Annotated in this window: 24 protein-coding genes; 19 read left to right on the forward strand and 5 right to left on the reverse strand. The window is 63.5% G+C overall.

The genetic code is table 11. The annotated features are described in order from the left end of the window. Window positions 1-4: 4 nt before the first annotated feature. Complete coding sequence (locus PPGU16_RS01530; RefSeq protein ID WP_180721405.1) at window positions 5-811, reverse strand: ComF family protein; 807 nt, start codon at window positions 809-811, stop codon at window positions 5-7. A gap of 89 nt (window positions 812-900) precedes the next feature. On the opposite strand from PPGU16_RS01530, the gene PPGU16_RS01535 reads away from it, so the two are divergent. The 8 genes from PPGU16_RS01535 (at window position 901) to PPGU16_RS01570 (ending at window position 8191) form a co-directional block, all read left to right on the forward strand. After that, entirely contained in the window at window positions 901-1860 is a 960-nt protein-coding gene (locus PPGU16_RS01535) for a methyltransferase domain-containing protein (protein WP_408426108.1), read from the forward strand. A 270-nt stretch (window positions 1861-2130) separates the two neighbouring features. Next, window positions 2131-2610: a DUF2244 domain-containing protein gene (locus tag PPGU16_RS01540; RefSeq protein WP_180721406.1), complete on the forward strand. Its 480-nt coding sequence runs from the start codon at window positions 2131-2133 to the stop codon at window positions 2608-2610. Between the two features lie 71 nt (window positions 2611-2681). After that, on the forward strand, window positions 2682-4355 hold the full coding sequence (gene coxB, locus PPGU16_RS01545) for a cytochrome c oxidase subunit II (protein ID WP_180721407.1): 1674 nt from the start codon (window positions 2682-2684) through the stop codon (window positions 4353-4355). Window positions 4356-4402: 47 nt separating this feature from the next. Continuing rightward, a complete protein-coding gene (gene ctaD, locus PPGU16_RS01550) occupies window positions 4403-6016 on the forward strand; it encodes a cytochrome c oxidase subunit I (protein WP_007579642.1) in 1614 nt (537 codons plus the stop codon). A gap of 105 nt (window positions 6017-6121) precedes the next feature. Then, on the forward strand, window positions 6122-6259 hold the full coding sequence (locus tag PPGU16_RS01555) for a cytochrome oxidase small assembly protein (protein ID WP_007579644.1): 138 nt from the start codon (window positions 6122-6124) through the stop codon (window positions 6257-6259). Between the two features lie 58 nt (window positions 6260-6317). Continuing rightward, window positions 6318-6932: a cytochrome c oxidase assembly protein gene (locus tag PPGU16_RS01560; RefSeq protein ID WP_180721408.1), complete on the forward strand. Its 615-nt coding sequence runs from the start codon at window positions 6318-6320 to the stop codon at window positions 6930-6932. Between the two features lie 37 nt (window positions 6933-6969). Beyond that, window positions 6970-7176, forward strand: coding sequence for a DUF2970 domain-containing protein (locus PPGU16_RS01565; protein ID WP_007579648.1), 207 nt, complete (start codon window positions 6970-6972; stop codon window positions 7174-7176). 157 nt (window positions 7177-7333) lie between these two features. Next, on the forward strand, window positions 7334-8191 hold the full coding sequence (locus PPGU16_RS01570) for a cytochrome c oxidase subunit 3 (RefSeq protein WP_180721409.1): 858 nt from the start codon (window positions 7334-7336) through the stop codon (window positions 8189-8191). Window positions 8192-8546: 355 nt separating this feature from the next. On the opposite strand, the gene PPGU16_RS01575 is transcribed toward PPGU16_RS01570, so the two are convergent. After that, window positions 8547-8756, reverse strand: coding sequence for a twin transmembrane helix small protein (locus tag PPGU16_RS01575; protein ID WP_054929621.1), 210 nt, complete (start codon window positions 8754-8756; stop codon window positions 8547-8549). A gap of 87 nt (window positions 8757-8843) precedes the next feature. Here PPGU16_RS01575 and PPGU16_RS01580 point away from each other — a divergent pair, with 87 nt between their 5' ends. The 5 genes from PPGU16_RS01580 to PPGU16_RS01600 all read left to right on the forward strand — a co-directional run bounded on the left by PPGU16_RS01580 (window position 8844) and on the right by PPGU16_RS01600 (window position 13047). Beyond that, window positions 8844-9611 (forward strand): SURF1 family protein, encoded by a 768-nt coding sequence (locus tag PPGU16_RS01580; protein WP_180721410.1) that lies wholly within the window; start codon window positions 8844-8846, stop codon window positions 9609-9611. A gap of 69 nt (window positions 9612-9680) precedes the next feature. Further along, complete coding sequence (locus tag PPGU16_RS01585; RefSeq protein ID WP_180721411.1) at window positions 9681-10352, forward strand: SCO family protein; 672 nt, start codon at window positions 9681-9683, stop codon at window positions 10350-10352. A gap of 51 nt (window positions 10353-10403) precedes the next feature. Continuing rightward, entirely contained in the window at window positions 10404-11513 is a 1110-nt protein-coding gene (locus PPGU16_RS01590) for a COX15/CtaA family protein (RefSeq protein WP_180721412.1), read from the forward strand. A 6-nt stretch (window positions 11514-11519) separates the two neighbouring features. Continuing rightward, on the forward strand, window positions 11520-12425 hold the full coding sequence (gene cyoE / locus PPGU16_RS01595; RefSeq protein WP_042306340.1) for a heme o synthase: 906 nt from the start codon (window positions 11520-11522) through the stop codon (window positions 12423-12425). 4 nt (window positions 12426-12429) lie between these two features. Beyond that, a complete protein-coding gene (locus PPGU16_RS01600) occupies window positions 12430-13047 on the forward strand; it encodes an SCO family protein (protein WP_180721413.1) in 618 nt (205 codons plus the stop codon). A gap of 84 nt (window positions 13048-13131) precedes the next feature. On the opposite strand, the gene PPGU16_RS01605 is transcribed toward PPGU16_RS01600, so the two are convergent. After that, entirely contained in the window at window positions 13132-13422 is a 291-nt protein-coding gene (locus PPGU16_RS01605) for a YciI family protein (RefSeq protein WP_180721414.1), read from the reverse strand. A gap of 217 nt (window positions 13423-13639) precedes the next feature. On the opposite strand from PPGU16_RS01605, the gene PPGU16_RS01610 reads away from it, so the two are divergent. After that, a complete protein-coding gene (locus tag PPGU16_RS01610; protein ID WP_180721415.1) occupies window positions 13640-15406 on the forward strand; it encodes a methyl-accepting chemotaxis protein in 1767 nt (588 codons plus the stop codon). 7 nt (window positions 15407-15413) lie between these two features. On the opposite strand, the gene PPGU16_RS01615 is transcribed toward PPGU16_RS01610, so the two are convergent. Next, on the reverse strand, window positions 15414-16232 hold the full coding sequence (locus PPGU16_RS01615) for an FkbM family methyltransferase (RefSeq protein ID WP_180721416.1): 819 nt from the start codon (window positions 16230-16232) through the stop codon (window positions 15414-15416). Between the two features lie 329 nt (window positions 16233-16561). Here PPGU16_RS01615 and PPGU16_RS01620 point away from each other — a divergent pair, with 329 nt between their 5' ends. Beyond that, window positions 16562-17374, forward strand: coding sequence for a MetQ/NlpA family ABC transporter substrate-binding protein (locus tag PPGU16_RS01620; RefSeq protein WP_079484196.1), 813 nt, complete (start codon window positions 16562-16564; stop codon window positions 17372-17374). A 95-nt stretch (window positions 17375-17469) separates the two neighbouring features. Here PPGU16_RS01620 and PPGU16_RS01625 read toward each other — a convergent pair whose 3' ends face one another. Continuing rightward, window positions 17470-18393 (reverse strand): bifunctional helix-turn-helix transcriptional regulator/GNAT family N-acetyltransferase, encoded by a 924-nt coding sequence (locus PPGU16_RS01625; RefSeq protein ID WP_180721417.1) that lies wholly within the window; start codon window positions 18391-18393, stop codon window positions 17470-17472. Between the two features lie 377 nt (window positions 18394-18770). Between PPGU16_RS01625 and PPGU16_RS01630 the strand changes: the two genes are divergently transcribed. From PPGU16_RS01630 to ptsP, 4 genes are all read left to right on the forward strand, one after another. Next, window positions 18771-19505, forward strand: coding sequence for a GntR family transcriptional regulator (locus PPGU16_RS01630; protein ID WP_180721418.1), 735 nt, complete (start codon window positions 18771-18773; stop codon window positions 19503-19505). 91 nt (window positions 19506-19596) lie between these two features. Then, window positions 19597-20700 (forward strand): N-acetylglucosamine-6-phosphate deacetylase, encoded by a 1104-nt coding sequence (gene nagA / locus PPGU16_RS01635; protein WP_180721419.1) that lies wholly within the window; start codon window positions 19597-19599, stop codon window positions 20698-20700. Next, window positions 20693-21703, forward strand: coding sequence for an SIS domain-containing protein (locus PPGU16_RS01640; RefSeq protein ID WP_180722520.1), 1011 nt, complete (start codon window positions 20693-20695; stop codon window positions 21701-21703). The genes nagA and PPGU16_RS01640 overlap by 8 nt, the downstream gene beginning before the upstream one ends. A gap of 13 nt (window positions 21704-21716) precedes the next feature. Further along, window positions 21717-24305: a phosphoenolpyruvate--protein phosphotransferase gene (ptsP, locus tag PPGU16_RS01645; protein ID WP_180721420.1), complete on the forward strand. Its 2589-nt coding sequence runs from the start codon at window positions 21717-21719 to the stop codon at window positions 24303-24305. Window positions 24306-24406 lie beyond the last annotated feature (101 nt).

The following is a 24406-nucleotide window of genomic DNA, read 5'->3' on the forward strand; positions in this document are numbered from 1 at the left end:
GAAACTAGTTTTTCGGCGTGCGAAGCGCGACGAGATTCGTCACGCGCCGCGCGCCGGCTGCCTTCAGCGTGCGAGCCAGCGCATCGAGTGTCGCGCCCGTCGTCATCACATCGTCGACGACGGCGACATGCAAGCCCTGCACCGGCCTCGCGACTTCGAACGCGCGGCCGACATTCTGCGTGCGCGCATCGAGATCGAGCTTCGATTGCGGTGCCGTGTCGATCACGCGCCGCACGAGCGTCGCGTCGCCGCGAATGCCGAGCGCTTTCGCGCAGGGCCGCGCAATCTCCCAGGCCTGGTTGTAGCCGCGCTCGACCTGCCGCCGTGCCGATAGCGGTACGGGCGCAACGACGTCCGGCCGATCGCATTCGTCGAGCGCATCTATCGCCGACCACGCAAGCCGCCGCGCGAACTCGTGCGCGAGCGCAAGCCGCGCGCGGAACTTGAGGCCGACGGCGAGCGCGTCCAGCGGCGTGCGATAGTCGGCAAGCGCCACGGTCGCATCGAACGCGGGCGGCGCCGCGAGACAGTCGCCGCAGCGGTAATGCATGACGCTTGCCCGCCGGAAGCCGCTCAACGGCATCGCGCAGACGGTGCAGCGCAGCCGCGCTTCGTTCCACCACGCTTCGTCGCAAAAGCCGCACAGCGTTCCGTGCGACATATTGCCGCACAACGCGCACGGGTTCGGCAGCGCGCGCCGCGCGAGCGCCGGAAATTTCGAGATGGATCGATGCGCGACCCCGATGAACCGTTCGCGAAGCCGTCGCCGGGAAAGTGTGGCGCGAGACCACCGAAAAGCCCAATTCGGCATATCGACACGCCTCCGAAGGCCGCTGACGCTGAAGGGACGGAATCGAGCGAGTATACTTCGCACTCTTCGTCCGCACGACTCGAATAACCGTGTCTCCCACCGAAACTGGCCGTCCGGCCTATGATTCGCGCCGTCTCCGGAAGATTTTCGACCGCCGGGCCGCGTCGTTCAATGACGTCGCGTTCCTGCCGCGCGAGATCGCACAACGCATGCGCGAACGGCTCGACTACATCAAGGTCAATCCGGCGCAGGTGCTCGACGCCGGCTGTGGCGCGGGCGACGACCTCCCCGCGTTGCGCGAGCGTTTCCCCGAGGCGCCCGTGTTCGGCACCGATCTGTCGCGCGCGATGCTCGCGCGGGCGGTCCAGCATGACGCCACCGACACCAGCTGGCGTCGTTTCCTGCCCGCATCCCTCGGTAAGGCGCTCGGCTCGCGCGGTCCGCGCTTCGCGCAGGCGGATTTTTCCGCGTTGCCCTTTACATCGGGTGCATTCGAGTTCATCTGGTCGAATCTCGCGCTGCACTGGCACTCGCGGCCCGACCTCGTTTTCCCCGAATGGCAGCGCGTGCTGAAGGTCAACGGCCTGCTGATGTTCAGCACGCTCGGGCCTGACACGCTGAAAGAACTGCGCGGCGCGTATGCCGAAATCGAAGCCGCGCACGGCGTCAATACGCACAAACATGTAATCGACTTCGTAGACATGCACGATCTGGGCGATATGCTTGTCGAAAGTGGCTTCGAAATTCCCGTGATGGACCAGGAGACCTTGACCATCACGTACAAGTCGCCGGAGTCGCTGCTCGCCGACGTGCGTCGCTGGGGCGCCTATCCGTTCCGGCGCGAGGCGTCGCCGGGCGGCGCGTCGCGGCGCATGCAAAAAGCGCTGCTTGCCGCGCTGGAGGCGCGCCGGCGCGCCGATGGCACGATCCCTCTGACCTTCGAGGTGATCTACGGACATGCATGGAAGGCGGTGCCGAGAATGACCCCCGAAGGGCACGGAATCGTGCGAATAGAAGACATAGGAAGAGGGCGGCAGGGCAATCGTTGAAGCGGTAAAGAGGGCATCCGTTATGCTCGAAATTAGCGGCTCGAAAAGTGCGTCAAAACGGCGCAGAGGCTTATGTGGCTTGGCTTTTCGGCCGATAGAGCGTTGCTTGTGGATGCCATAGATCGGCCCTATAATGCGTCAGTTTGTCGCTTAAAGCTCACACAATAGGAGCGACAGGCCCGAGGCCTTCGCGGTTCGGGTGGCGGTAGTTGCGCTGGGCGTGAATGGCATTGGCGGTATGCGGTGACTGGCGGTTCGCGGGAGGCAGCGATGAATGCAACCGATCTGCTGGCTGAGTCAGAGCCCGTCCTCAAGGACTGGATGATGAAGCGCAACTGTTCGGCTTCGCCGCGGCAATTCGTGTTCTTCTATGTCTCGCTCGCGGCATTCTCGCTCTTGATAGCATTCCTGCTGGTCCTGTGCGGTGCATGGCTGGTGTTGCCGTTCACGGGTATCGAGCTGCTCGCTGTCGGTGTCGCATTTGCCATCTATGCACGCCATGCTGTCGATTACGAGCGCATCCGGCTGTTTCCAAACCGGCTCGTGATCGAACAGGTCAGCGCCGAGCATCTCACGCAGTTCGAATTCAACCCGTGCTGGGTGCGGGTAGAACCAGGAGCGACGCCACGCGACCGGATCAGGCTGGTTTCGCGCGGCGAGACGGTCGCGGTCGGGCAGCACCTTGCGCAATATCGGCGCGCACAATTCGCCGACGAACTGCGCCTGTGGCTCAGGCAGTGTCAGGCGTAAAAAGTTGCGTATTGAATCGCGCGCCGTTCCAGAAGACGAGAGGCAGCCTTCCAGCGGGGTCGAGGGTTTGAATGGAAAATTTGGGTAAGGAAGCTATGAAAACAATCAAGCGAGCCCTCGTGGGCGTGCTGGCGTGTAGCGGGCTGTTGTTCGCTGGCGCTGCCCATGCAATCGGCGACAGTCCGGGCGGTCCCCGCGTCAACGAGATCAATCTCCAGCCGCCCGTGACGAGGATTGCCGAAGAGCTCTACAGCCTCCACACATTCATGCTGATCCTCTGCACGGTGATCTTCATCGGCGTGTTTGGCGTGATGTTCTATTCGATGTTTGCGCACCGCAAGTCGAAGGGCTACAAGGCCGCGCATTTCCACGAAAGCACCACCGTCGAAATCATCTGGACGATCGTCCCGTTCATCATCGTCGTGTTGATGGCGCTGCCCGCCACCAAGACGGTCGTCGCGATGAAGGACACCACGAACGCCGATCTCACCGTCAAGGTCACCGGCTATCAGTGGAAGTGGGCTTACGACTATGTGAAGGGTCCGGGCGAAGGCATCAGCTTCCTGTCCACGCTGACCACGCCGCGTAGCGAAGTCGACGGCCGCACGCCGAAGACGGATACCTATCTGCAGGAAGTCGACAATCCGCTCGTCGTTCCCGTCAACAAGAAGATTCGCATCATCACCACCGCCAACGACGTCGTGCACTCGTGGTACGTGCCCGCGTTCGGCGTGAAGCAGGATGCGATTCCCGGCTTCGTGCGCGACACGTGGTTCAAGGCGGAGAAGACCGGCACGTATCGCGGCTTCTGTACCGAGCTGTGCGGCAAGGAACACGCGTTCATGCCCGTCGTCGTGACCGTGCTGTCGGACGACGACTACGCGAAGTGGGTCGACGACCAGAAGAAGAAAATGGCCGCTGGCCTGGATGATCCCAACAAGAACTACACGCTCGCCGAACTGACGGAGCGCGGCGGCAAGGTATACGCGGCGAACTGCGCCGTCTGTCACCAGCCGACGGGCAAGGGCGCAGGCGCGTTCCCGGCGCTCGACGGCAGCAAGGTCGCAAACGGCCCGCTCGCCGAGCATGTGAGCATCGTCCTGAAGGGCAAGAACGCGATGCCTGCATGGGCGCCGACGTTGAACGACGTCGAGATCGCATCCGTGATCACGTTCGAGCGCAACTCGTGGGGCAACCACACGGGCGACATTCTGCAACCGAAGCAGGTTGCCGATGCACGCAACGGCCGACTGCCGGCGGGTGGCGATCACCTCGCAGGCGCAGCGGCGGCGGCCGCCTCGGACGCAGCTGCGGCGAGCGGCGCGGAAGGCGCGAGCGGCGCGGCTGCAGCAAGCGGCGAAGCGGGCGCATCGGCTCCCGCAGCGGCCTCGGGCGCATCGGATAACGCGGCAGCATCGGCGCCGCAAGCGTCGCTGCCAGCCAGCGTCTACTTCGAAACGAACAAGAGCACGCTGCCCGCCGACGCGAAAGCCGCCATCGACGCAGCCGCCGCCTACGCGAAGGCGCACCCGGACGCAAAGTTCACGCTGTCGGGCTACACCGACGCAACGGGTTCCGCCGACAAGAACGCGAAGCTCGCGAAGGCACGCGCCGAAGCCGTGCGCGACGCGCTGAAGGCGGCAGGCATCGCCGAAGACCACATTATTTTGAAGAAGCCGGAGACGATCACGGGCGGTGCGGACGCGAAGGAAGCACGCCGTGTCGAGATCAGCCCAGCGGCCTGACGTGTCACAGTCAGAGAAAAGCAGCATTCGAGATTTAGGAGATTGTCATGTCTAGCATCGGACACGATGTAGCCGCGGGACACGAGCACGTTCACGGCGATCATGCCCACGAGACGCCGCATGGCTGGCGCCGTTGGCTGTACGCCACCAACCACAAGGACATCGGTACGCTGTACCTGCTGTTCTCGTTCATCATGTTTCTGTCCGGGGGCGTGATGGCGCTGGGCATCCGCGCCGAGTTGTTCGAGCCGGGCCTGCAGATCATGCGACCCGAGTTCTTCAACCAGCTGACCACCATGCACGGCCTCATCATGGTGTTCGGCGCGATCATGCCGGCGTTCGTCGGTTTCGCGAACTGGATGATTCCGCTGCAGATCGGCGCATCGGACATGGCCTTCGCGCGGATGAACAACTTCAGCTTCTGGCTGCTGCCCGTTGCTGCCGTGCTGCTGGTCGGTTCGTTCTTCGTGCCGGGCGGCGCAACGGCTGCCGGCTGGACGCTGTACGCGCCGCTGTCCACGCAGATGGGCCCGGGCATGGACTTCGCCATTTTCGCGGTCCACATCATGGGCGCGTCGTCGATCATGGGCGGCATCAACATCGTCGTGACGATCCTGAACATGCGCGCACCCGGCCTCACGCTGATGAAGATGCCGATGTTCGTCTGGACGTGGCTGATCACCGCTTACCTGCTGATCGCCGTGATGCCGGTGCTGGCAGGCGCGATCACGATGGTGCTGTTCGACCGCCACTTCGGCACGTCGTTCTTCAACGCGGCAGGCGGCGGCGACCCGGTGATGTATCAGCACATCTTCTGGTTCTTCGGCCACCCCGAGGTCTACATCATGATCTTGCCGGCGTTCGGGATCGTGTCGCAGGTGATCCCGGCGTTCGCGCGCAAGCCGCTGTTCGGCTATAGCTCGATGGTGTACGCAACGGCGTCGATCGCAATCCTGTCGTTCATGGTCTGGGCGCACCACATGTTCGCCACGGGCATGCCCGTCACGGGCCAGCTGTTCTTCATGTACGCGACGATGCTGATCGCCGTGCCGACGGGTGTGAAGGTGTTCAACTGGGTCGCGACGATGTGGCGCGGTTCGCTGACCTTCGAAACGCCGATGCTGTTCGCGGTGGGCTTCCTGTTCGTGTTCACGTTCGGCGGTCTGACGGGCCTGATGCTCGCCATGGCGCCGCTCGACATCCAGTATCACGGCACTTACTTCGTGGTCGCGCACTTCCACTACGTGCTGGTGGCGGGTTCGCTATTCGGCCTCTTCTCCGGCTGGTATTACTGGTCGCCGAAGTGGACGGGCTGGATGTACAACGAGACGCGCGGCAAGATCCACTTCTGGTCGTCGCTGATCTTCTTCAACCTCGCGTTCCTGCCGATGCACTTCGTCGGTCTCGCCGGCATGCCGCGTCGTTATGCCGATTACCCGGCGCAATTCACCGACTGGAACCAGGTCATCACGATCGGCGCATTCGGCTTCGGTCTCGCGCAGGTGTACTTCCTGTTCGCGGTCGCGCTGCCGGCTTATCGCGGCGGCGGCGAACTCGAGCAGGCGGGCGACAAGCCGTGGGATGGCGCAACGGGCCTCGAATGGACCGTGCCGAGCCCGGCTCCGTTCCACACGTTCGAAAATCCCCCGACGGTCGAATAAGCCGTCTTCGCGGTCCGCTCCGGCTGAACAGTGCCGGGGCGGACCGAAGCGGGACCGAAGCGGGACCGAATCATCACGCAGCACGCAGCATCAAGAAACTTCAGCATGACCCGGAATCCACAAAAAAGCCGTACGCCTGAAGAAATTCGTGCAGGAAACCTGCGACTCGGTCTGATTCTCCTTGCCGTCGTCGCCGTCTTTTTTCTGGGTGCCGTCGTCAAGCAGGTCTGGTTCGCTTCGTGACCTGATCTGCCGTGGCGGGTTGGACTCGCCTGTGCATGTGATCTGTTGAGGAAGTTCGATGTCGACGCAACCGCCCGCCGGGGCCGACCGTTCTTTTAACCGTCCGATGCTGTTCAAGCTCGTCGTCGTGGCGCTGTTGATGTTCGGCTTCGGCTTTGCACTGATCCCGATGTATCGCGCGATCTGCGAGGTCACGGGCATCAACAACCTCGTGCAGCGTGACGCAACGGCACGCGAGGCGAAGAACACGCAGGTCGACATGAGCCGCACGATTTCGATCGAGTTCGACGCGAATGCGCGCGGACCGCTCGGTTTCAAGCCGGAGCAGAACAGTATCGACGTGCATCCGGGCGAAGTGACGACGGTGATGTACGACGTGAGCAACCAGCAGGCGCGCACGATTCAGGCTCAAGCCATTCCGAGCTACGCGCCGAAGCAGGCCACCGAGTTCTTCAAGAAGATCGAGTGTTTTTGCTTTACGCAGCAGACGTTGAAGGCGAACGAGTCGAAGCGGATGCCCGTGGTGTTCGTCGTCGATCCGAAACTGCCGAAAGACGTCAAGACGATCACGCTGTCGTACACGTTCTTCGAACTGAACGCGCCTGCGCCCACGGCGCAAGGCACGCAAGGTCAGACGGCAGACGGCGCAGCGAAAGCAGCAAACCCGGCCTGACGCGTACCAACGACGCTTGCCCAAAGAAGGCGAGGATATGAACGATAGTGGTCGTGGCAGGAAGAGCAGTTTCGGCCAGTCGATGAAAGCGGTGATGTGGTCGTTTTTCGGTGTGCGCAAGCGGCGCGATCTGGAAGCGGATGCCACGCAGCTGAATCCGCTGCACGTGATCATCGCGGCGCTGATCGGCGCGGCGATTTTCATCGGGGTGTTGATCCTGATCGTGCGCGTGGTGGTCGGCTAGCGCGGCAAGGTGGCATGGCGGTCTTCGCAGAACCGGATGGATGGAGAAGGGCGGCGCAATGCAGCGCGCCGTTGAAGATAGAGCCCGGGCGCAGCGCAATCGGCTGCGGATTCAACCGGACCAAGCGGAACAACTGGACTGAAGTGGAGAATCAACGATGAGCGGTCAAAACGAGAGCCCGTACTATTTCATACCGCACCCGTCGCGGCATCCGATCAGCGCTGCGATTGGCCTGCTGGTCATGCTCGGATCGTTTGCGGCGTGGGTGAACGGCGAGCCGTGGGCGCCCATCACGGCGCTGGTCGGTTTGCTGTGGCTGCTCTTCACGCTGTATCACTGGTTCGGCGATGCGATTTCCGAGTCGGAAGGCGGGATGTACGGCAAGAAGGTCGATGCGTCGTACCGCTGGAGCATGAGCTGGTTCATCTTCTCGGAAGTGATGTTCTTCGGCGCGTTTTTCGGCGCGCTGTTCTATGCGCGCGAAATCGCGATGCATCAGCTCGGCAGTCTCGACTACAAGCTGATCTGGCCGGATTTCACGGCGGTATGGCCGAATATCGGACCGGCGGATCTCGTGTCGCACTTCAAGTCGATGACGCCGTGGCCCGTGCCGACCATCAACACGGCGCTGCTGCTGTCGTCGGGCGCGACGCTGACGGTTTCGCACCACGCGCTGCGCGACAACCACCGCACGAAAGCGATTGCCTGGCTCGCCGCCACGCTGGTGCTGGGCATCTCGTTCCTGTTCCTGCAAGGCTTCGAGTATTTCCACGCGTACAACGAACTGAACCTGACGCTCGCATCGGGCGTGTACGGCTCGACGTTCTTCCTGCTGACGGGTTTCCACGGTTTCCACGTGTTTCTCGGCGGTACGATGCTGGCCGTCGTGCTGGTGCGGATGATCCGTGGCCACTTCACGGCTGATCACCACTTCGCGTTCGAAGGCGCGGCCTGGTACTGGCACTTTGTCGACGTCGTGTGGCTGGGTCTGTACGTCGTCGTGTACTGGCTGTAAGCGTCGTTGGAACGCCACGGCGCCTGCGCGAATCGTGCGTCGTTTTGTGCGTCATATCGACGCAGCGAGGCGCCGCAGGCAGCCTGCAAGCGGTTGACGCCCGGTGTGCTGTGAGCGCCGCGCGTTCAGTTGTGAGAGCTGTATCGGAAAAGACTCAGGCAGCGCCGCCCTCGACCCCGTCAGGGCGGCGTTTTGCTTCGGTGGTGTGAAAATTTCGCCGATCGCGTAACGGTGTATTGCCGGATCGGCGCGAAATTAAGTGGCATACTTCGCCGTCAAATTGAGACGGCGCACGCCGGGTCGGCGCACCGCGCGGCGGCGTGCGGTTATCGCTGAACGTGCGGCAAGCGCGCCGTCAGCGTCCGTACGGAATGCCCGTCGAATGAATCCAGCCCATCCAGTTCGCGAACAGGATGAACAGGAACAGCGTAATCGACAAGCCGACACGTGTCGCGAGCGACCAGACCATACGCTTCGTTCTGCCCCGGTCGTGCATCATGAAGTACAGCGCGGACACCATGCTGGCGATGATCAGAACGAACGCGATGGGAACGAGAATGTGCATGGAACCAACTGAAATTCAGGAAAGCGAAGGCAACGATTTCATTATCGCACCGCGCGCAATGGTTCGTGTCCCGGCCAAAATCGCACGATGAAGATTCGTCTCATACCGACGCTGCTGATTCTGATCGTCGTCGCGGTGACGGTGCGGCTCGGGTTCTGGCAGCGCGACCGCGCGCATCAGAAGGAAGCGCTGCAGGCGCAGATCACGCGGTTCGAGAACGCGCCCGCGCAGACCGTGGGCGCTGCGCCCATTGCGCTGAAGGACATCGAGTTTCATCGCGTGCGCGCGGTTGGACAGTTTATGCCGCAGCAAGTGGTGTACCTCGATAATCGTCCGTATAACGACCAGCCGGGCTTTTACGTCGTGATGCCCTTTACACTGCGCGACGGCGGCGTGGTGCTCGTCAATCGCGGCTGGCTGCCGCGCAACATGAGCGAGCGCACGGCGATCGCACCGTACGATACGCCAAAGGGCGAGATCGAAATCGAAGGCATCGCGCGTGCCGACGCGACCCGGGCATATGAGCTTGGAGAGGGCGGCTCGGCGGCGCATCAGGCGATTCGCCAGAATCTCGATGTGGCGTCGTACGCGGCGGAGACGGGCTTGCCGCTGCAGCCGTTCGTGATCCAGCAGACCAGCGACGACGGCGACAAACTCGTGCGCGACTGGCCCGCGCCGACGTCGGGCGTCGAACGCAACTATGGCTATATGGCCCAGTGGTGGGGCATCGCCGCCGCCGCGATCGCCTTCGGTCTGTACGCGGCCCGGCGCGGCGCGAAGCATGCGAAGTCGATCGACAGCAATGGACCGGACGGCGGCGACGCGGCCAACAACGGACAGGCGCCCCGCGCGTGATGCTTCACGTGTGGCTCGGGCCCAGCTTATAGACGTGGTGAAAGCGCCATCATGAAAAAGGGATCAGGAGTGTCGACGCAAAACCCCCGTTCGCAGCAAACCGGACAGCAACCCGCGCGAGGCGGGCAGGGTAAGGTTCCGGGCCAACCGAGCGGCAAAGGCTCGTGGCAGCGCGGCCGCTGGATGCTGCTGCTGATCGCGCTGGTGTGCGCGGCACCCGTCATCGGGTCGTATTTCACGTACTACGTGATCAAGCCGAAGGGCAGCACGACGAGCTACGGCACGCTGATCGAACCGCAACGCCCGATTCCCGACGCGCTCGTCGTCACGGGCGAGGACGGCAAGCCGATGAAGCTCGCGTCGCTGCGCGGCCGCTGGCTGATGATTTCCGTCGACAGCAGCGCGTGCGACAAGCCTTGCGTGACGAAGCTGTATTTCATGCGTCAGGTGCGCGCGACCCAGGCGGGCGAGCGTGAGCGCATCGTCAACGTGTTTCTGCGCACGGATGCCGCGAAGGTGCCCGACGTCGTCGACGGCGCGTATAAGGACACGGAGATGCTGATCGCCGATCCGAAGGAAGTGAGCGCGTGGCTGCCCGCCGATGAAGGCACGCAGATCACCGACCACATCTACATGGTCGACCCGAACGGCAATCTGATGATGCGTTTCCCGAAAGACGCAAACCCGAGCAAGATCAAGGGTGATGTCACGAAACTGCTCAGAAATTCGGGTATCGGCTAAAGTGCCGCGAGCACGTTGAAACTCGCCTGGTGGCGAGAGAAGGAAAGATAGATGTTCGTATTGCAACTGGGACTGATCGGGCTGTGCATTGCGCTGCTGCCGCTGTCGTACGTGTGGGTGAAAGCCGACGACAACAAGTTTCGCAAGCTGGTCTGGGTCACGACCTTCCTGACGCTGGATCTCGTGATGTTCGGCGGCTTCACGCGCCTGACCGACTCGGGCCTCGGCTGCCCGGACTGGCCGGGCTGCTACGGCACGTCGTCGCCGTTCATCGCGCACGCGGCGATCAACGCCGCGTATCACGCGATGCCGTCGGGCCCCGTCAGCATGACGAAGGCCTGGATCGAGATGATTCACCGCTACTTCGCGATGGCGATCGGCGTGCTGATCGTCGCGCAGACGGTCATCGCGTGGGTCGCGCGCATCAAGCGCCGTCCGCTCCACGTGTCGCCGTGGTGGCCGACGTCGCTGCTGCTGCTGATCCTCGTGCAGGGCGCGTTCGGCGCATGGACCGTGACGATGAAGCTGCAACCCGTGATCGTGACGATTCACCTGTTGCTCGGGCTCGCGCTGCTCGGCACGCTCGGCTGGCTCGCCGCGCGTCAGACGCCGCTTCCCGCCTATGAGCCCGAAGCGTCGCAGTGGCGTATTGCCGCGCTGTTCGGCCTCGCGCTGCTGATCGTGCAAATTGCGCTCGGCGGCTGGGTCAGCACGAATTACGCGGTGCTCGCCTGCACCGATTTCCCGACCTGCAACGGTCAGTGGATTCCGCCGATGGACTTCGAGCACGGTTTTCACTTGTGGCGCGCGCTCGGCATGACGGGCGACGGTGACGTGATCACGCAGGACGCGCTGGTGGCGATCCACTGGACGCATCGTACGTTCGCGTTTGTCGTTGTTGCGTATCTGCTGTGGTTCGCGCTGAAAATGCGCCGCTTCGAGTCGCTGCGGCGGCCCGCAAACGGCGTGCTGCTCGTGATCGTGATCCAGTTCGTCACGGGCCTGTCGAACATCGTTTTGCAATGGCCTTTGCCCATTGCCGTCGCCCATAACGGCGGGGCCGCGATCCTGCTGCTGTTGCTCGTTATGTTAAACTTTCGAATCGCTTATAGCCGTCCCGGCCGCGCCATGGTTCACGCGCGCGACGCCGCGCCAGCGTGATCCCTCATGGACAGCACAACTCTCCCCCATTCGCCCGGTAGCCGGATTTCTCAATACATTGCGCTGACGAAGCCGCGCGTCACGCAGCTCGCCGTGTTTTGCGCAGTGATCGGCATGTTCCTGGCCACGCCCGGCATGGTGCCGTGGACGGTGCTGATCGGCGGCGCTGTCGGCATCTGGTTGCTGGCGGGCGCTGCGTTCGCGATCAACTGTCTCGTCGAACAGAAAGTCGACGCGAAGATGCGCCGCACCGCGTGGCGTCCTTCGGCACGCGGCGAGATCACCACTTCGCAGATCCTGCTGTTCTCGGCCGTGCTCGGCGGCCTTGGCATGTGGACGCTCTACACGTTCACCAATGCGCTGACCATGTGGCTCACCATCGCCACCTTCGTCGGCTACGCGATCGTCTACACGCTGCTGCTCAAGCCTTATACGCCGCAGAACATCGTGATCGGAGGCGCATCGGGCGCGATGCCGCCGGCGCTCGGCTGGGCAGCCGTGACGGGCGCCGTCCCCGGCGACGCGTGGATTCTCGTGCTGATCATCTTCGTGTGGACGCCGCCGCATTTCTGGGCGCTCGCGCTGTATCGCCGCAAGGACTACGAAAACGCCGGCCTGCCGATGCTACCCATCACGCACGGCGAGCAGTACACGCGTCTGCATATCTTGCTGTACACCGTCATTCTGTTCGCGGTCACGCTGATGCCGTTTATCTCGGGCATGAGCGGAATCGTGTATCTCGCGTCGGCGGTTCTGTTGGGTGCCGTGTTCCTCGCGTATGCGTGGAAGATTTATCGGGAATATTCCGACGACCTCGCGCGTAAAACCTTCCGTTATTCGATCGTTTATCTGTCGCTGCTGTTTGCGGCACTGTTGATCGACCACTATGCGCGTGCCTTGATCGGCGCGTAAGACCATGCTCATTAAACGGTTCGCGCGCGCGGCGCGCGTTGCTCTCGTCGCGTGCGCGCTCGGCGGCGCGGCGCTGGTGTCGGGATGCGGGAAGGAACAGCCCGCGTTCACGAACGTCGATATTACGGGGAACAAGCAGTTCGGCGCGGACTTCTCGCTGCCGGATTCGAGCGGCAAGATGCGCTCGCTGGCCGACTACAAGGGCAAGGTCGTCGTGATGTTCTTCGGCTATACGCATTGCCCCGACGTCTGCCCGACGACGATGGCCGAGCTTTCGCAGGCGCTCCAGCAACTCGGTCCCGAAGACGCGAAGCGCGTGCAGGTGCTGTTCGTCACCGTCGATCCCGAGCGCGATACGCCCGAACTGATGTCGCAGTACGTGCCCGCGTTCAATCCGACGTTCGTCGGCCTGCGCCCTGCCGATCAGGAGCAGTTGACGAAGGTGACGAAGGACTTCCGCGTCTACTACGCGAAGGTGCCGGGCAAGACGCCCGACAGCTACACGATGGATCACACGGCCGCGAGCTACGTATTCGATACCGACGGCAAGCTGCGTCTTTTCGCGCGCGACGGGCAGGGCGCATCGCCGTGGGTGCACGATCTGAAGCTGTTGCTCGGCTGAGCGAGCGGCGCGAAAGTCGCACATTGAAATGAAAAAAGGCTGCACGACGACGTGCAGCCTTTTTTTATTTTCTAAGGCTGACGCTCACTCAGGCACCTTCAGATTCATCCCCGGTGCCATCCGGGTCGCCTTGAACTCCGTCACCTCATAGCGCGCCACCTTCTGCTGCGCAAATGGATCGCTCGCGAGAATCTCGTCGAGTCTCGATCGCTCGATACCCGCTGCGATGATCACGCCGCCGTCGCGCGGCACCTTCGGCCCCGCCATGATGAACACGCCCGCGTCGAACTGACGCGTCAGGAACGCGCGATGGGCTTCGAGCGCATCGTCGACACGCTCGAGCGATGCCGTGTAGCTGAGGGAGACGATATACATAAAGAAACCTCGCAAATGGGGAAGAGGCGGCCGGCCCGCGTAGGGGCCGCATCTCGTCATTATCGGCTGACATGGCGCAGGTCATGACTGACAGGCTGCCTCAAGTCGGCGCATCGCTTTGCCGTTATCCAAGAGAGCAATCGTTTGCGCCCATTCTGTCTTAGGCGGGAGCCACAGATTTGCCAAAGATGTGACCACACCATAAGAGACCAACACAATGAGTAGGATGAGTCTGAACCGCAAGCTGTGGTTATCGCTTGTGCTCGTATGGCTGGGCTTGCTGGGCGTCGGATTGTGGAGCGCGGTGGAAACCCGCTCGACAATGCTCGACGAGCGCAAGGCCGGCATGGTGAATCTCGTCGATGCCGCGCAAGGCGTCGTGAGCGGCTACTACGCGCTCGCGCAGGCCGGCAAGATGAGCGAGGCCGACGCGCAGCGCGAAGCGCTCGCGCGTCTCGCGACGATGCGCTACGGCGAATCCGGTTATCTGTTCGTGATGGATTCGAAGCCCGTCGTGCTGATGCATCCGACCTTACCGCAGATGAACGGCAAAGCGGTGGGCGACTTCAAGGACCCGGACGGCAAGCTGCTGTACATGTCGATCCTCGACGCGGCGAAGGCGACGGGCAAAGGCTTCGCCGAATATCGCGGGCGTTTGCCGCACAGTGAAGAGGCCGTGCCGAAAATCAGCTATGCCGTGCGTTTCGCGCCGTGGGACTGGAACATCGTCAGCGGCGTGTTCGTGCGCGACATCGATACCGCTTACTACGCGAACCTGATCGAGCATTTCATCGTCGTGATGGTGATCGGCGCAGGGATTTCGTTCGCGATGCTGCTGATCATCCGCAACGTGCGGGGCAGTCTCGGCGGCGAGCCGCAGGACGCCGCGAAGCTCGCGGCGCGTATCGCGACGGGCGACCTCACGCAGATCGTGTCGGTGCGCGCGAACGATTCGTCGAGCATGATGGCCGCGATGAACGAGATGCAAAGCCGCTTGCAGCGCACGATCGGCGAGATTCGCCAGTCGGCGGAGTCGATTGCATCGGCGACGCAGCAGATTGCGGCGGGCAACGGCGATCTGTCGCAGCGTACGGAACAGCAGGCGGCGTCGCTGCAGGAAACGGCGGCGAGCATGGAAGAGCTGACGGCGACCGTCAAGCAGAACGCCGACAATGCGCGCCAGGCGAGCGGCCTCGCGAACAACGCGTCGGACATTGCGACGAAGGGCAACGAGGTCGTCAGCCGCGTGATCAGCACGATGACGGAGATCAACGACAGCTCGCGGCAGATCTCGGACATCATCGGTGTGATCGAGGGTATCGCGTTCCAGACCAACATTCTCGCGCTGAACGCAGCCGTCGAAGCGGCGCGCGCGGGCGAGCAGGGCCGCGGCTTCGCGGTCGTCGCGGGCGAGGTGCGCAGCCTCGCGCAACGTTCGGCGACGGCGGCGAAGGAGATCAAGCAGCTGATCGGCGATTCCGTCGAGCGCGTGAACAACGGCTACACGCTCGTCGAACAGGCCGGCACGACGATGAGCGAGATCATGCAGGCGGTGCGCCGCGTGACGGACATCATGGGCGAAATCGCGGCGGCGTCGGAAGAGCAGAGCAGCGGCATTTCGCAGGTGGGACGCGCCGTCACGCAAATGGACGAAGTCACGCAGCAGAACGCGGCGCTGGTCGAGCAGGCTGCGGCCGCTGCTGCGTCGCTGCAGGATCAGGCGGCGCGTTTGCGTCAGACGATCGGTGCGTTCCGGGTAAATGGCGGTGAGCCGACGGTCGCCGCGAAGTCGCTTCCAGCGGCAGCGAAGAAGGCGGTGAATGCAGCGGCGAAGCCAGCCGTCAAACCGGCAGTCGCGGCGGCCGCGACAGCGGCGAAAGCGGACCTCGGTGCGCGCGAGGTCGCGAAGCCGGCCGCAAGGATGGACGCGTCGCCGCGTCCGGTAAAGGCGTCGTCATCCGATGACGATTGGACTACCTTCTAACGGCTTCTCAACCGATACCGAGACCGTTCCCGGTCTGATGGATGTGCTGTAGCGTCGGGTCGGATTCGTGGATCGCCAGTTGATCGATTCCGAAGTCGAACTGACGATAGCCGAGCTCGGTGAGCAAGGATTGAATCGCGTTGCGATCAGACTTGATCATTTCAACCAGCATGACGGGGCGGTGTCGTTCGAGCACGGCGCGTGCCCCGCGCAGCACGTCGAGTTCCATTCCTTCGACGTCCAGCTTCAGAAAGTCCAGCCGGTCGAGTTCCAGAGAGGGCAGATCGATCACGGGCACCTTGACGCCGTCCCGCGCGTCGTAAGAGATCGGCTGCCCGATGGCCTCGGTATTTTCGCGTTGGCGCAGTTCCAGACTGCCGAAGCTCGCGGGCCGCGTGTAGTCCGGTCGCGGCACGATCATCTCCCCGCTACGTTCGCCCAGTGCCGCCAGGCGCGCGCGCACATTCATGCAGTTGTTGAGCGCGATGTTGCCGGCCAGCGCGTAGAAGACCATCTCCTGCGCTTCGAACGAATGCACCTGTCCCCAACCGTGCATGTGTCGCGACCATTCGATCGTATGCACACCGATGTTCGCGCCACCGTCGACAGCAACGACACCGTCGCCGAAATGGCGGCGACGCAGGTCGAGAATCAGGCGTGCGAGATTGATTTCGTGGATGTCGAATTGCGATGCCGTGAGCAATTGAAAGCCGACACCGAACGTTCCGCCATTCTGATTGGTGGCGAAGTCGTTGCGGTTGACGATCATGTTGCCGTGATTGGTCGCGGCGAGTACGAAGGCGATGGGGCGAGCGGGATAGGACATGAGTCTCTTCTTTTGAAATGTGTGAGTGGCCGCAAGGAAGGACCGGCGAGGACACCCGACTGATCGATCGGGCGCCAAAACGCACACATCCTAAAAAGACAGCGGAGATGCCCCTATAGGACAGTTCCGAAAACGCTCTCGCCCGCGTCAGGTCACGGCGCGATCTGGCTCGAAGGGCAGCCGGGATTACGCGCATACCCATATGCGAACCCTGTATTTCCCATCGACGCGTGCCTGTGAGACCATTTAAGGCTCGACGCTTCGCGGGCAACGTCAATGTGCCCGCTGTCGAACACGAATCCGAAACAAGGCAGTCAAGAGAGAATCACATGCAGCGCAGAACACTCATCAAGGTCTTTTCCGCAGCGCTCGCTTCGGCGGCGCTCGTCACGAGCTTCGGCGCACGCGCCGACGACAAGGTCATCAAGGTCGGCACGATCAGCGGTCCCGACGCGCAAATCTGGTCGGTAGTGCAGAAGGTCGCGAAGCGCGAAGGCCTGAACGTCAAGGTCATCGAGTTCAATGATTACGTGCAGCCGAACGCCGCGCTCGACGCAGGCGATCTCGATGCGAACAGCTTCCAGCACCAGCCGTATCTCGACAGCCAGATCAAGCAGCGTGGCTACAAGATCGTCAACGCCGGTCTGACCTACATTTCACCGCTCGGCGTCTATTCGAAGAAGCTGAAGTCGCTGAAGGATCTGCCGCAAGGCGCGAAGGTCGCGGTGCCGAACGATCCGTCGAATGAAAATCGCGCGTTGCTGCTGTTGCAGTCGCAAGGCGTGATCAAGCTGAAGGCGGGCGCGGGCACGAACGGCAGCAACGCGACGCCGCTCGATGTCGCCGACAATCCGAAGAAGGTGAAGCTGATCGAACTGGACGCAGCGCAATTGCCGCGTTCGCTCTCCGACGTCGATGCCGCAGCGATCAATACGAACTTTGCGCTGGCGGCAGGCCTGCAGCCGACCAAAGACGCGATCGCGCTCGAAGACGTGCATAGCCCGTATGCGAACCTGATCGCCGTGCGCATCAAGGACAAGGATCAACCGTGGGTGAAGAAGCTGGTTGCCGCGTATCAGTCGGAAGATGTGCGCCAGTTCATCAAGACCGAGTTCAAGGGTTCTGTCGTGCCGTCGTTCTGAGCGACGCGCCTGATCGCATGATGTAAAAGGAGAAACGCCACGGCAAACCGTGGCGTTTTTTTATGCGCGTCGCAAAGGCGCGAGACACACCGCCGCTACAGCCCATGCTCCCACTGCTCGATGACGAGATCACGCCCAAAACGCCGCTCGGGCGCGGTCGATAAGAGCGTAAAGCCAGCCTGCATGACCAGCCGCCGCGCGTCATTGAGCGAACTTTCGCTTTCGAGCGAGAGCGTGCGGTAGCCCGCGCGCTTTGCGAAGCGCAGGCATTCGTTGATTAGTTGCGTGCCGATGCCGAGACGCCGCACGTCGGGTTCGACATAGAGCATGCGCACGCTTGCCTGGGTGTCGGATGCTGCTGCCACCAATGCCGATCCGACGATCAAGCCATCCTGTTCCGCGACCCAGCAGATTTCGCGCAACGTGTTGTGACCCTGCGCGAAGCGCGCGGCCTGCTGCGCGAGCAGCGCTTCGAACGTGTGGTCCCAGCCGTGGCCGTAGGCGAACAGTTGCGCCTGACGCGAAACCAGCCAGCCGTATTCGCCCGCGCGCGGCGCGCGCAGCGTGACGATGCTGTGCCGCGGCCGCTCGTCGAGCAGGCGCTCGATCAGCTTCATCGCGCCGATCAGTTGGTCCTGCGAATGCGGCGCGAGCCGCGCGAGGACGGCGCCGACTTCGTCGAGCGCGGCGGCGTCGAGCGGCCGGTACGCGGCAAGCCCCGTCTCGGTCAGCGAGACGAGCGACTGGCGCGCGTCGATCTCCGACGTCCGCCGCGAAATCAGATTGCGCCGTTCGAAGCTCGACAGCAGCCGGCTCAGATAGCCGCTGTCGATGCCGAGATTGCGCGCGAGCGCTGCAGCCGTCTGGTGCTCGCTGCGCGACAGTTCCTGCATGACCCGCACCTCGGTCAGCGAGAACGGGCTTTTCTGCAGATGTTCGTGCAGCGCCCCAATGTGCTGCGTGTAAAAGCGATTGAAATGGCGGACGGCTTCCGCCCGGACTGTAGCGGGATCGTTCACCGTTTCCGCTCCCCGTATTGGCCTGTCATTCGGTCACCAAGCTATGTTGTTTCCATCGAGTGATCGCTCGCGAATTTCGAAGTTTGCACCAGATCGTTAATAAAGAGGTATGACATTTGCGGGTTAACGCACGCAACTTGACAGACGATCGGTGCGAACCAGTTCGACAACTGGTCTCAGATACGGGTATCCCCTAATGCCAGCGGGTTGTCAGTGGAAATTTGCTTAATAGCCGGAATGCCTTATCGGACAAGGGTTTGCGTGATGTAGACCAGCTAGATACCAGCTCGTTGACTGGTATTATGGTGGTTATATAATGGGCTCCGAATTCGTAGGCCGAGCAGTCCAGTTCCCCTCACGATCCCCGACCGAGCCATATGGAAACCCGTTGGTCCGCACTGACACCTGACGCCCACAACGTCACACCGCTCTACCTGCAGCTCGCCCGCAATCTGGCGACGGCGATCCATTGCGGCGTGTGGTCGGCGGGCGAGGCGCTGCCGTCTGAGCGCACCTTGTCCGACGCGATCGGCGTGTCGCGGATTACGGCGCGCAAGGCGATTGCATTGCTGGTCGAGCAGGGTTTGATCCGCCGCGCGCGCGGCGCGGGCAGTTTCATCACGCCGCGCGTCGAAGATCCGCTGTCGCGTCTGACCGGCTTTACGAAGAAGATGGAGCAGCGCGGCTTCCGCCCGGATTCGATATGGCTCGAGCGCGAAGTGCGCAGCGCGACGCGCGACGAGATCGTGCATCTGGGCCTGTCGCCCGGTGCCTCGGTCGCGAGCCTGCGCCGCCTGCGCCGCGCCGACGGCATCGTGATGGCGGTCGAGCATTCGTCGCTGCCCGTGTCGATCGTGTCCGATCCGCGGGCGATCGGCGGCTCCCTCTACAGTTACCTCGAGCAGCGCGGCATGCCCGTCGTGCGCGCGCTGCAGCACTTTCGCGCCGTCAACGCGTCGAGCGAGATCGGCGCACTGATGGACATCGAACAAGGCTGCGCGCTGCTGTTGATCACGCGCGTGGGCTACAGCGCCGACCAGCGCGCCATCGAACTCACCGATACCTATTGCCGGGATGACTACTACGACTTCGTCGCTGAACTGCGGCTGTGACCCCGTGCGCTGAACAGCGCGACGGCAGACAAACGGAACGCACGCGGCGCGAATCAGTCACGCACTGCATAACGCAACATCAGAGAGACTCATGCTGACCGGAAACATACTCACTCCCGAAGGCTGGATCCACGGCACGATCGAATCCGAAAACGGCCGCATCACGGCCATCACGGGCCATGCCGTCGATCCGTCGACCAACGACGCGCCATACATCCTGCCCGGTTTCATCGATCTTCACGTGCATGGCGGCGGCGGTGCCGACGTGATGGAAGCGGGCAACGCAATCGAGGCGATCACGCGCACACACGCGCGCTTCGGCACGACGAGCCTGCTCGCGACCACGATGACCGCGCCGCGCGACGAACTGATGGCCGTCGTCGCGGGTCTCGGCGACGTCGCGAAGAACCGCGTGCCGGGCGGCGCGCGCGTGCTCGGCGTGCATCTCGAAGGTCCGTACATCAACCCCGGCAAGCTCGGCGCGCAGCCTGACGCGGCCGTGTCGGCGGTGCTCGACGAAGTGCTGAAGTATCTGTCGATCGCGCCGATCCGCGTCGTCACGATCGCGCCGGAAATCTCCGGCCACATGGAGATCATCTCCGAGATCAATGCGCGCGGCGTGCGTGTGCAGCTCGGCCACTCGCTCGGCACGTATGACGACGCCGTCGCCGCGATGAAGCACGGCGCGCGCAGTTTCACGCACCTGTTCAACGCGATGTCGCCCCTGCATCACCGCAATCCGGGGATGGTCGGCGCGGCGCTCGCGCACGCCGAATACGCGGAAATCATTCCCGACCTGCTACACGTCCATCCGGGCGCGATCCGCGCCGCGATGCGCGCTATTCCGCGTCTCTACGTGGTGACGGACAGCACGTCGGCGACGGGCATGCCCGACGGCGAATACCGCCTCGGCAGCCAGCACGTGACGAAGTGTCTCGGCGGCGTGCGTCTCGCCGACGGCACGCTCGCAGGCAGCACGCTGACGATGGACCAGGCGCTGCGCAATCTCGTATCGCTCGGCCTGCCGATGGCCGATGTGTCAAACCGTATGTCCCGTTATGCCGCCGACTATCTCGGCCTCGAAGACCGCGGCCGTCTCGCGCGCGGCGCGTGGGCAGACATCGTCGTGTTCGATCGCGAACTGGCGTTGACGGCGACTTACGTCGAAGGAGAATCGATTGTCGAATATGCTTAAAGAGGCGCTGGCGTCCGCTGATGTGGTCGCCGCGCAACTCAACGATACGTCGCGCGTGGAAGCGCTCGCGGCCCGGCTCGCACAGGAACCGCGTCATGTCGCGCTCACAGTGGCGCGCGGCAGTTCGGATCACGCGGCGAGCTACTTCGCTTCGCTGACGATGAGCCGCGTCGGCCTGCCCGTCGCCTCGCTGCCGATGTCGGTCGCAACGCTTCAACAGGCGCCGCTGCAGGTGCGCAACCAGCTTGCGCTCGGCTTCTCGCAATCGGGTAAGAGTCCCGATCTGGTCGGCACGATGCAGGCACTGCGCGAAGCGGGCGCGCTGACCGTGGCCGCCGTCAACGTGCCCGGTTCGCCGCTCGAAGACGCGTGCGAGTTTTATCTGCCGCTGCTTGCCGGTCCCGAACTGAGCGTCGCGGCGACCAAAAGCTATATCGCGATGCTGTCCGTGTCCGCGCAGCTCGTGGCGCACTGGCAGCAGGACGCAGCGTTGCTGGACGGCCTGAAATCGCTGCCGGACGCACTGCGCCGCGCGGGCGCGCTCGACTGGTCGAAGGCCGTCGACGAACTGCGCGACGCCGAACGCATGATCGTGATCGGCCGTGGTCTTGGCCTCGCGATCGCGCAGGAAGCGGCGTTGAAGCTCAAGGAAACGTCGGGCATCCAGGCCGAGGCGTTTTCGAGCGCCGAAGTGCGTCACGGCCCGATGGAACTGATCGACCGCGATTATCCGCTGCTGGTGTTCGCACCGCGCGGACCGGAACAGGCGGGGCTTCTGCAACTCGCGCGCGACATGCAGGCGCGCGGCGCGCGTGTGCTGCTCGCCGCCGATCCAGCCGACGTACCCGAAGCCACCTTGCCGCTCGTATCGACGGCGCACGCCGCGCTCGATCCGATTGCCGCAATCCTTTCTTTCTATGTGATGGCTGCCGGCCTCGCCGCCGCCCGCGGACGCAATCCTGATGCGCCGCGCCATCTGATGAAAGTCACCGAAACTCACTGATCGAGATAGCCAGATGCGACGTGTCGAGGAGTCCCGTTTGAAGAGCCATTCCGAAGGCCATATTGTCCTGCTCGCGCCGATGACGGGTCCCGTCGTCCCGCTCGCGAAGGTGCCCGACCCGGTGTTTTCGGGCGGCATGTTCGGTGACGGCATCGGTATCGATCCGCTGGAAGGCAAGCTCGTTGCGCCGTGCGACGGCGTCGTGATGCACCTGGCGCGCACCGGCCACGCCGTCACGATCACGACGGCAGAGGGCGCTGAAATCCTGCTGCATATCGGTATCGACACGGTCGAGCTGAACGGCAAGGGCTTCGCGCCGATGATCGAGCAGGGCGCGAGCGTGCGCACGGGCGACGTGCTGATCGAGTTCGATCAGGACGCCGTTGCGCGCAATGCGCCGAGTCTCGTGTCGGTGATCGCGATTGCGAACTCGGATGCATTCGAGATCGTCGAGCGCGCTCCCGCTGATGGCGTGCTCAAGGCGGGACAGTCGCCGCTGCTGACTTTGCGCGTGCGCGACGGTGCGGCCGTGGCGGCATCGCGCGAAGCGTCGAGCGTGAGCGAAGAAGCGCGCCAGACCATCGTGCTCGAACATGCTGGCGGTCTGCATGCGCGTCCGGCGGCGCGTGCGCGTGAAGCGGCGCGTGGTCTCGATGCGCGTGTCGAAGTGCGTTTCGAAGGCAAGAAGGCGGCGATCGAAAGCGTGGTCGGCTTGCTCGGCTTGGGCGCGGGGCAGGGCGCGACGGTCGAGATCGTCGGTATCGGTGCGCAGGCTGGCGCGGCCGTCGAAGCCGTGGTGCGCGAACTGACGCGCGAGGCGCACGGCGAAGCGGAAGAAAAGCCCGCGCGGCAGATGTCGCCCGCGCCCGTCACCGCCGCGCCGAAAGCGGGTGAGCCGCTCGCGCCGAACACGCTCACGGGCGTATGCGCGGCGCCCGGCATCGCGGTCGGCAAGCTCGTTCGTTGGGACGACGCCGACATCGATCCGCCGGAGACGACGGGCAACACGCCCGCTGCCGAAAGCCGCGCGCTCGACAAGGCAATCGCCGCCGTCGACTCTGAACTGAACACGACCGTGCGCGACGCGTCGCAACGCGGCGCGCATGGCGAAGCGGGCATTTTCGCGGTGCATCGCGTGCTGCTCGAAGACCCGACGCTGATCGACGCCGCGCGCGATCTGATCAGCCTCGGCAAGAGCGCGGGCTTCGCGTGGCGCGAGGCGATCCGGGCGCAGATCGGCGTGCTGTCGAAGGTCGACGATGCGCTGCTCGCCGAACGTGCCGCCGATCTGCGCGATCTCGAAAAGCGCGTGCTGCGCGCGCTCGGCTACTCGAACGCGGCGTCGCGTTCTCTGCCCGATGAAGCCGTGCTGAGCGCCGACGAATTCACGCCGTCGGATCTGTCGACGCTGGATCGCAAGCGCGTCACTGCGCTCGTGATGGCGCGCGGCGGTGCGACGTCGCACGCGGCGATCATCGCGCGTCAGGCGGGCATTCCGGCACTGGTTGCCATGGGCGACGCGCTGCATGCAATCGCCGACGGCACGCAGGTCGTGGTCGACGCGACGGCGGGCCGTCTCGAATACGCGCCGAGCGCACTCGATGTCGAACGCGCGCGCAACGAGCGTGCGCGTCTGGCCGGCGTGCGCGAAGTGAATCGCCGCACGTCGCAGCAAGCCGCCGCCACCAGCGACGGCCGCGCGATCGAAGTCGCCGCCAACATCGCGACACTCGACGACGCAACGACCGCCGTCGACAACGGCGCGGACGCCGTCGGCCTGCTGCGTACCGAACTGCTGTTCATCCATCGTCAGGCGGCGCCGACCGTCGACGAGCATCGCCAGAGCTATCAGGCCATCGTCGAGGCGTTGAAGGGCCGCACGGCCATCATCCGTACGCTCGATGTCGGCGCGGACAAGGAAGTCGATTACCTGACGCTGCCGCCCGAACCGAACCCGGCGCTCGGCCTGCGTGGCATCCGTCTCGCGCAGGTGCGCCCGGATCTGCTCGAAGACCAGTTGCGCGGCCTGCTCGCGGTTCAGCCGCTGGGCAAGGTGCGCATCCTGTTGCCGATGGTGACGGACGTGGGCGAACTCGTGCGTCTGCGCAAGCGGATCGACGAACTCGCCGCCGAAGCGGGCCGCGCCGAGAAGATCGAAGTCGGCGTAATGATCGAAGTGCCGTCGGCGGCGCTGCTCGCCGATCAACTGGCGAAGCACGCGGATTTCCTGTCGATCGGCACCAACGATCTCACGCAATACACGCTTGCGATGGACCGCTGCCAGCCCGATCTCGCCGCCCAGGCGGACAGCCTGCATCCGGCCGTGCTGCGCCTGATTTCGGTTGCCGTGCAAGGCGCGGAGAAGCACGGCAAGTGGGTCGGCGTGTGCGGCGCGCTCGCTGGCGATCCGCTCGCGGCACCGTTGCTGGTCGGCCTCGGTGTGACGGAACTGTCCGTCGACCCCGTGTCCGTGCCCGGCATCAAGGCGCGCGTGCGCAAACTCGATTATCAGTTGTGCCGTCAGCGCGCCCAGGACGCTCTGGCGCTCGAATCGGCACAAGCGGTAAGAGCCCTGAGCCGCGAAATCTGGCCGCAAGACTGATGGCGCTTGCGTCGCAAACAGTCTTAAAAGCCAACTTCGTCAGCTCGACATTTCAACCAGCATGTAAAGCAATTACGCAACTACACGAGACAAAGGAGTGG

Origin of the sequence: Paraburkholderia largidicola (genome assembly GCF_013426895.1) — a bacterium.
Classification (GTDB): Bacteria; Pseudomonadota; Gammaproteobacteria; order Burkholderiales; family Burkholderiaceae; genus Paraburkholderia; species Paraburkholderia largidicola.

Bases quoted from the DNA above. Each gene is read 5' to 3' on its own strand.
- PPGU16_RS01570 (WP_180721409.1), top strand. From the start codon at position 7,334: ATGAGCGGTCAAAACGAGAGCCCGTACTATTTCATACCGCACCCGTCG.
- PPGU16_RS01590 (WP_180721412.1), top strand. From the start codon at position 10,404: ATGTTCGTATTGCAACTGGGACTGATCGGGCTGTGCATTGCGCTGCTG.
- cyoE (WP_042306340.1), top strand. From the start codon at position 11,520: ATGGACAGCACAACTCTCCCCCATTCGCCCGGTAGCCGGATTTCTCAA.
- PPGU16_RS01615 (WP_180721416.1), bottom strand. From the start codon at position 16,232: ATGTCCTATCCCGCTCGCCCCATCGCCTTCGTACTCGCCGCGACCAAT.
- PPGU16_RS01640 (WP_180722520.1), top strand. From the start codon at position 20,693: ATGCTTAAAGAGGCGCTGGCGTCCGCTGATGTGGTCGCCGCGCAACTC.
- ctaD (WP_007579642.1), top strand. From the start codon at position 4,403: ATGTCTAGCATCGGACACGATGTAGCCGCGGGACACGAGCACGTTCAC.
- PPGU16_RS01575 (WP_054929621.1), bottom strand. From the start codon at position 8,756: ATGCACATTCTCGTTCCCATCGCGTTCGTTCTGATCATCGCCAGCATG.
- PPGU16_RS01530 (WP_180721405.1), bottom strand. From the start codon at position 811: ATGCCGAATTGGGCTTTTCGGTGGTCTCGCGCCACACTTTCCCGGCGA.
- PPGU16_RS01610 (WP_180721415.1), top strand. From the start codon at position 13,640: ATGAGTAGGATGAGTCTGAACCGCAAGCTGTGGTTATCGCTTGTGCTC.
- PPGU16_RS01555 (WP_007579644.1), top strand. From the start codon at position 6,122: ATGACCCGGAATCCACAAAAAAGCCGTACGCCTGAAGAAATTCGTGCA.
- PPGU16_RS01630 (WP_180721418.1), top strand. From the start codon at position 18,771: ATGGAAACCCGTTGGTCCGCACTGACACCTGACGCCCACAACGTCACA.
- PPGU16_RS01560 (WP_180721408.1), top strand. From the start codon at position 6,318: ATGTCGACGCAACCGCCCGCCGGGGCCGACCGTTCTTTTAACCGTCCG.
- nagA (WP_180721419.1), top strand. From the start codon at position 19,597: ATGCTGACCGGAAACATACTCACTCCCGAAGGCTGGATCCACGGCACG.
- PPGU16_RS01605 (WP_180721414.1), bottom strand. From the start codon at position 13,422: ATGTATATCGTCTCCCTCAGCTACACGGCATCGCTCGAGCGTGTCGAC.
- PPGU16_RS01620 (WP_079484196.1), top strand. From the start codon at position 16,562: ATGCAGCGCAGAACACTCATCAAGGTCTTTTCCGCAGCGCTCGCTTCG.
- PPGU16_RS01600 (WP_180721413.1), top strand. From the start codon at position 12,430: ATGCTCATTAAACGGTTCGCGCGCGCGGCGCGCGTTGCTCTCGTCGCG.
- PPGU16_RS01580 (WP_180721410.1), top strand. From the start codon at position 8,844: ATGAAGATTCGTCTCATACCGACGCTGCTGATTCTGATCGTCGTCGCG.
- PPGU16_RS01565 (WP_007579648.1), top strand. From the start codon at position 6,970: ATGAACGATAGTGGTCGTGGCAGGAAGAGCAGTTTCGGCCAGTCGATG.
- ptsP (WP_180721420.1), top strand. From the start codon at position 21,717: ATGCGACGTGTCGAGGAGTCCCGTTTGAAGAGCCATTCCGAAGGCCAT.
- coxB (WP_180721407.1), top strand. From the start codon at position 2,682: ATGGAAAATTTGGGTAAGGAAGCTATGAAAACAATCAAGCGAGCCCTC.
- PPGU16_RS01540 (WP_180721406.1), top strand. From the start codon at position 2,131: ATGAATGCAACCGATCTGCTGGCTGAGTCAGAGCCCGTCCTCAAGGAC.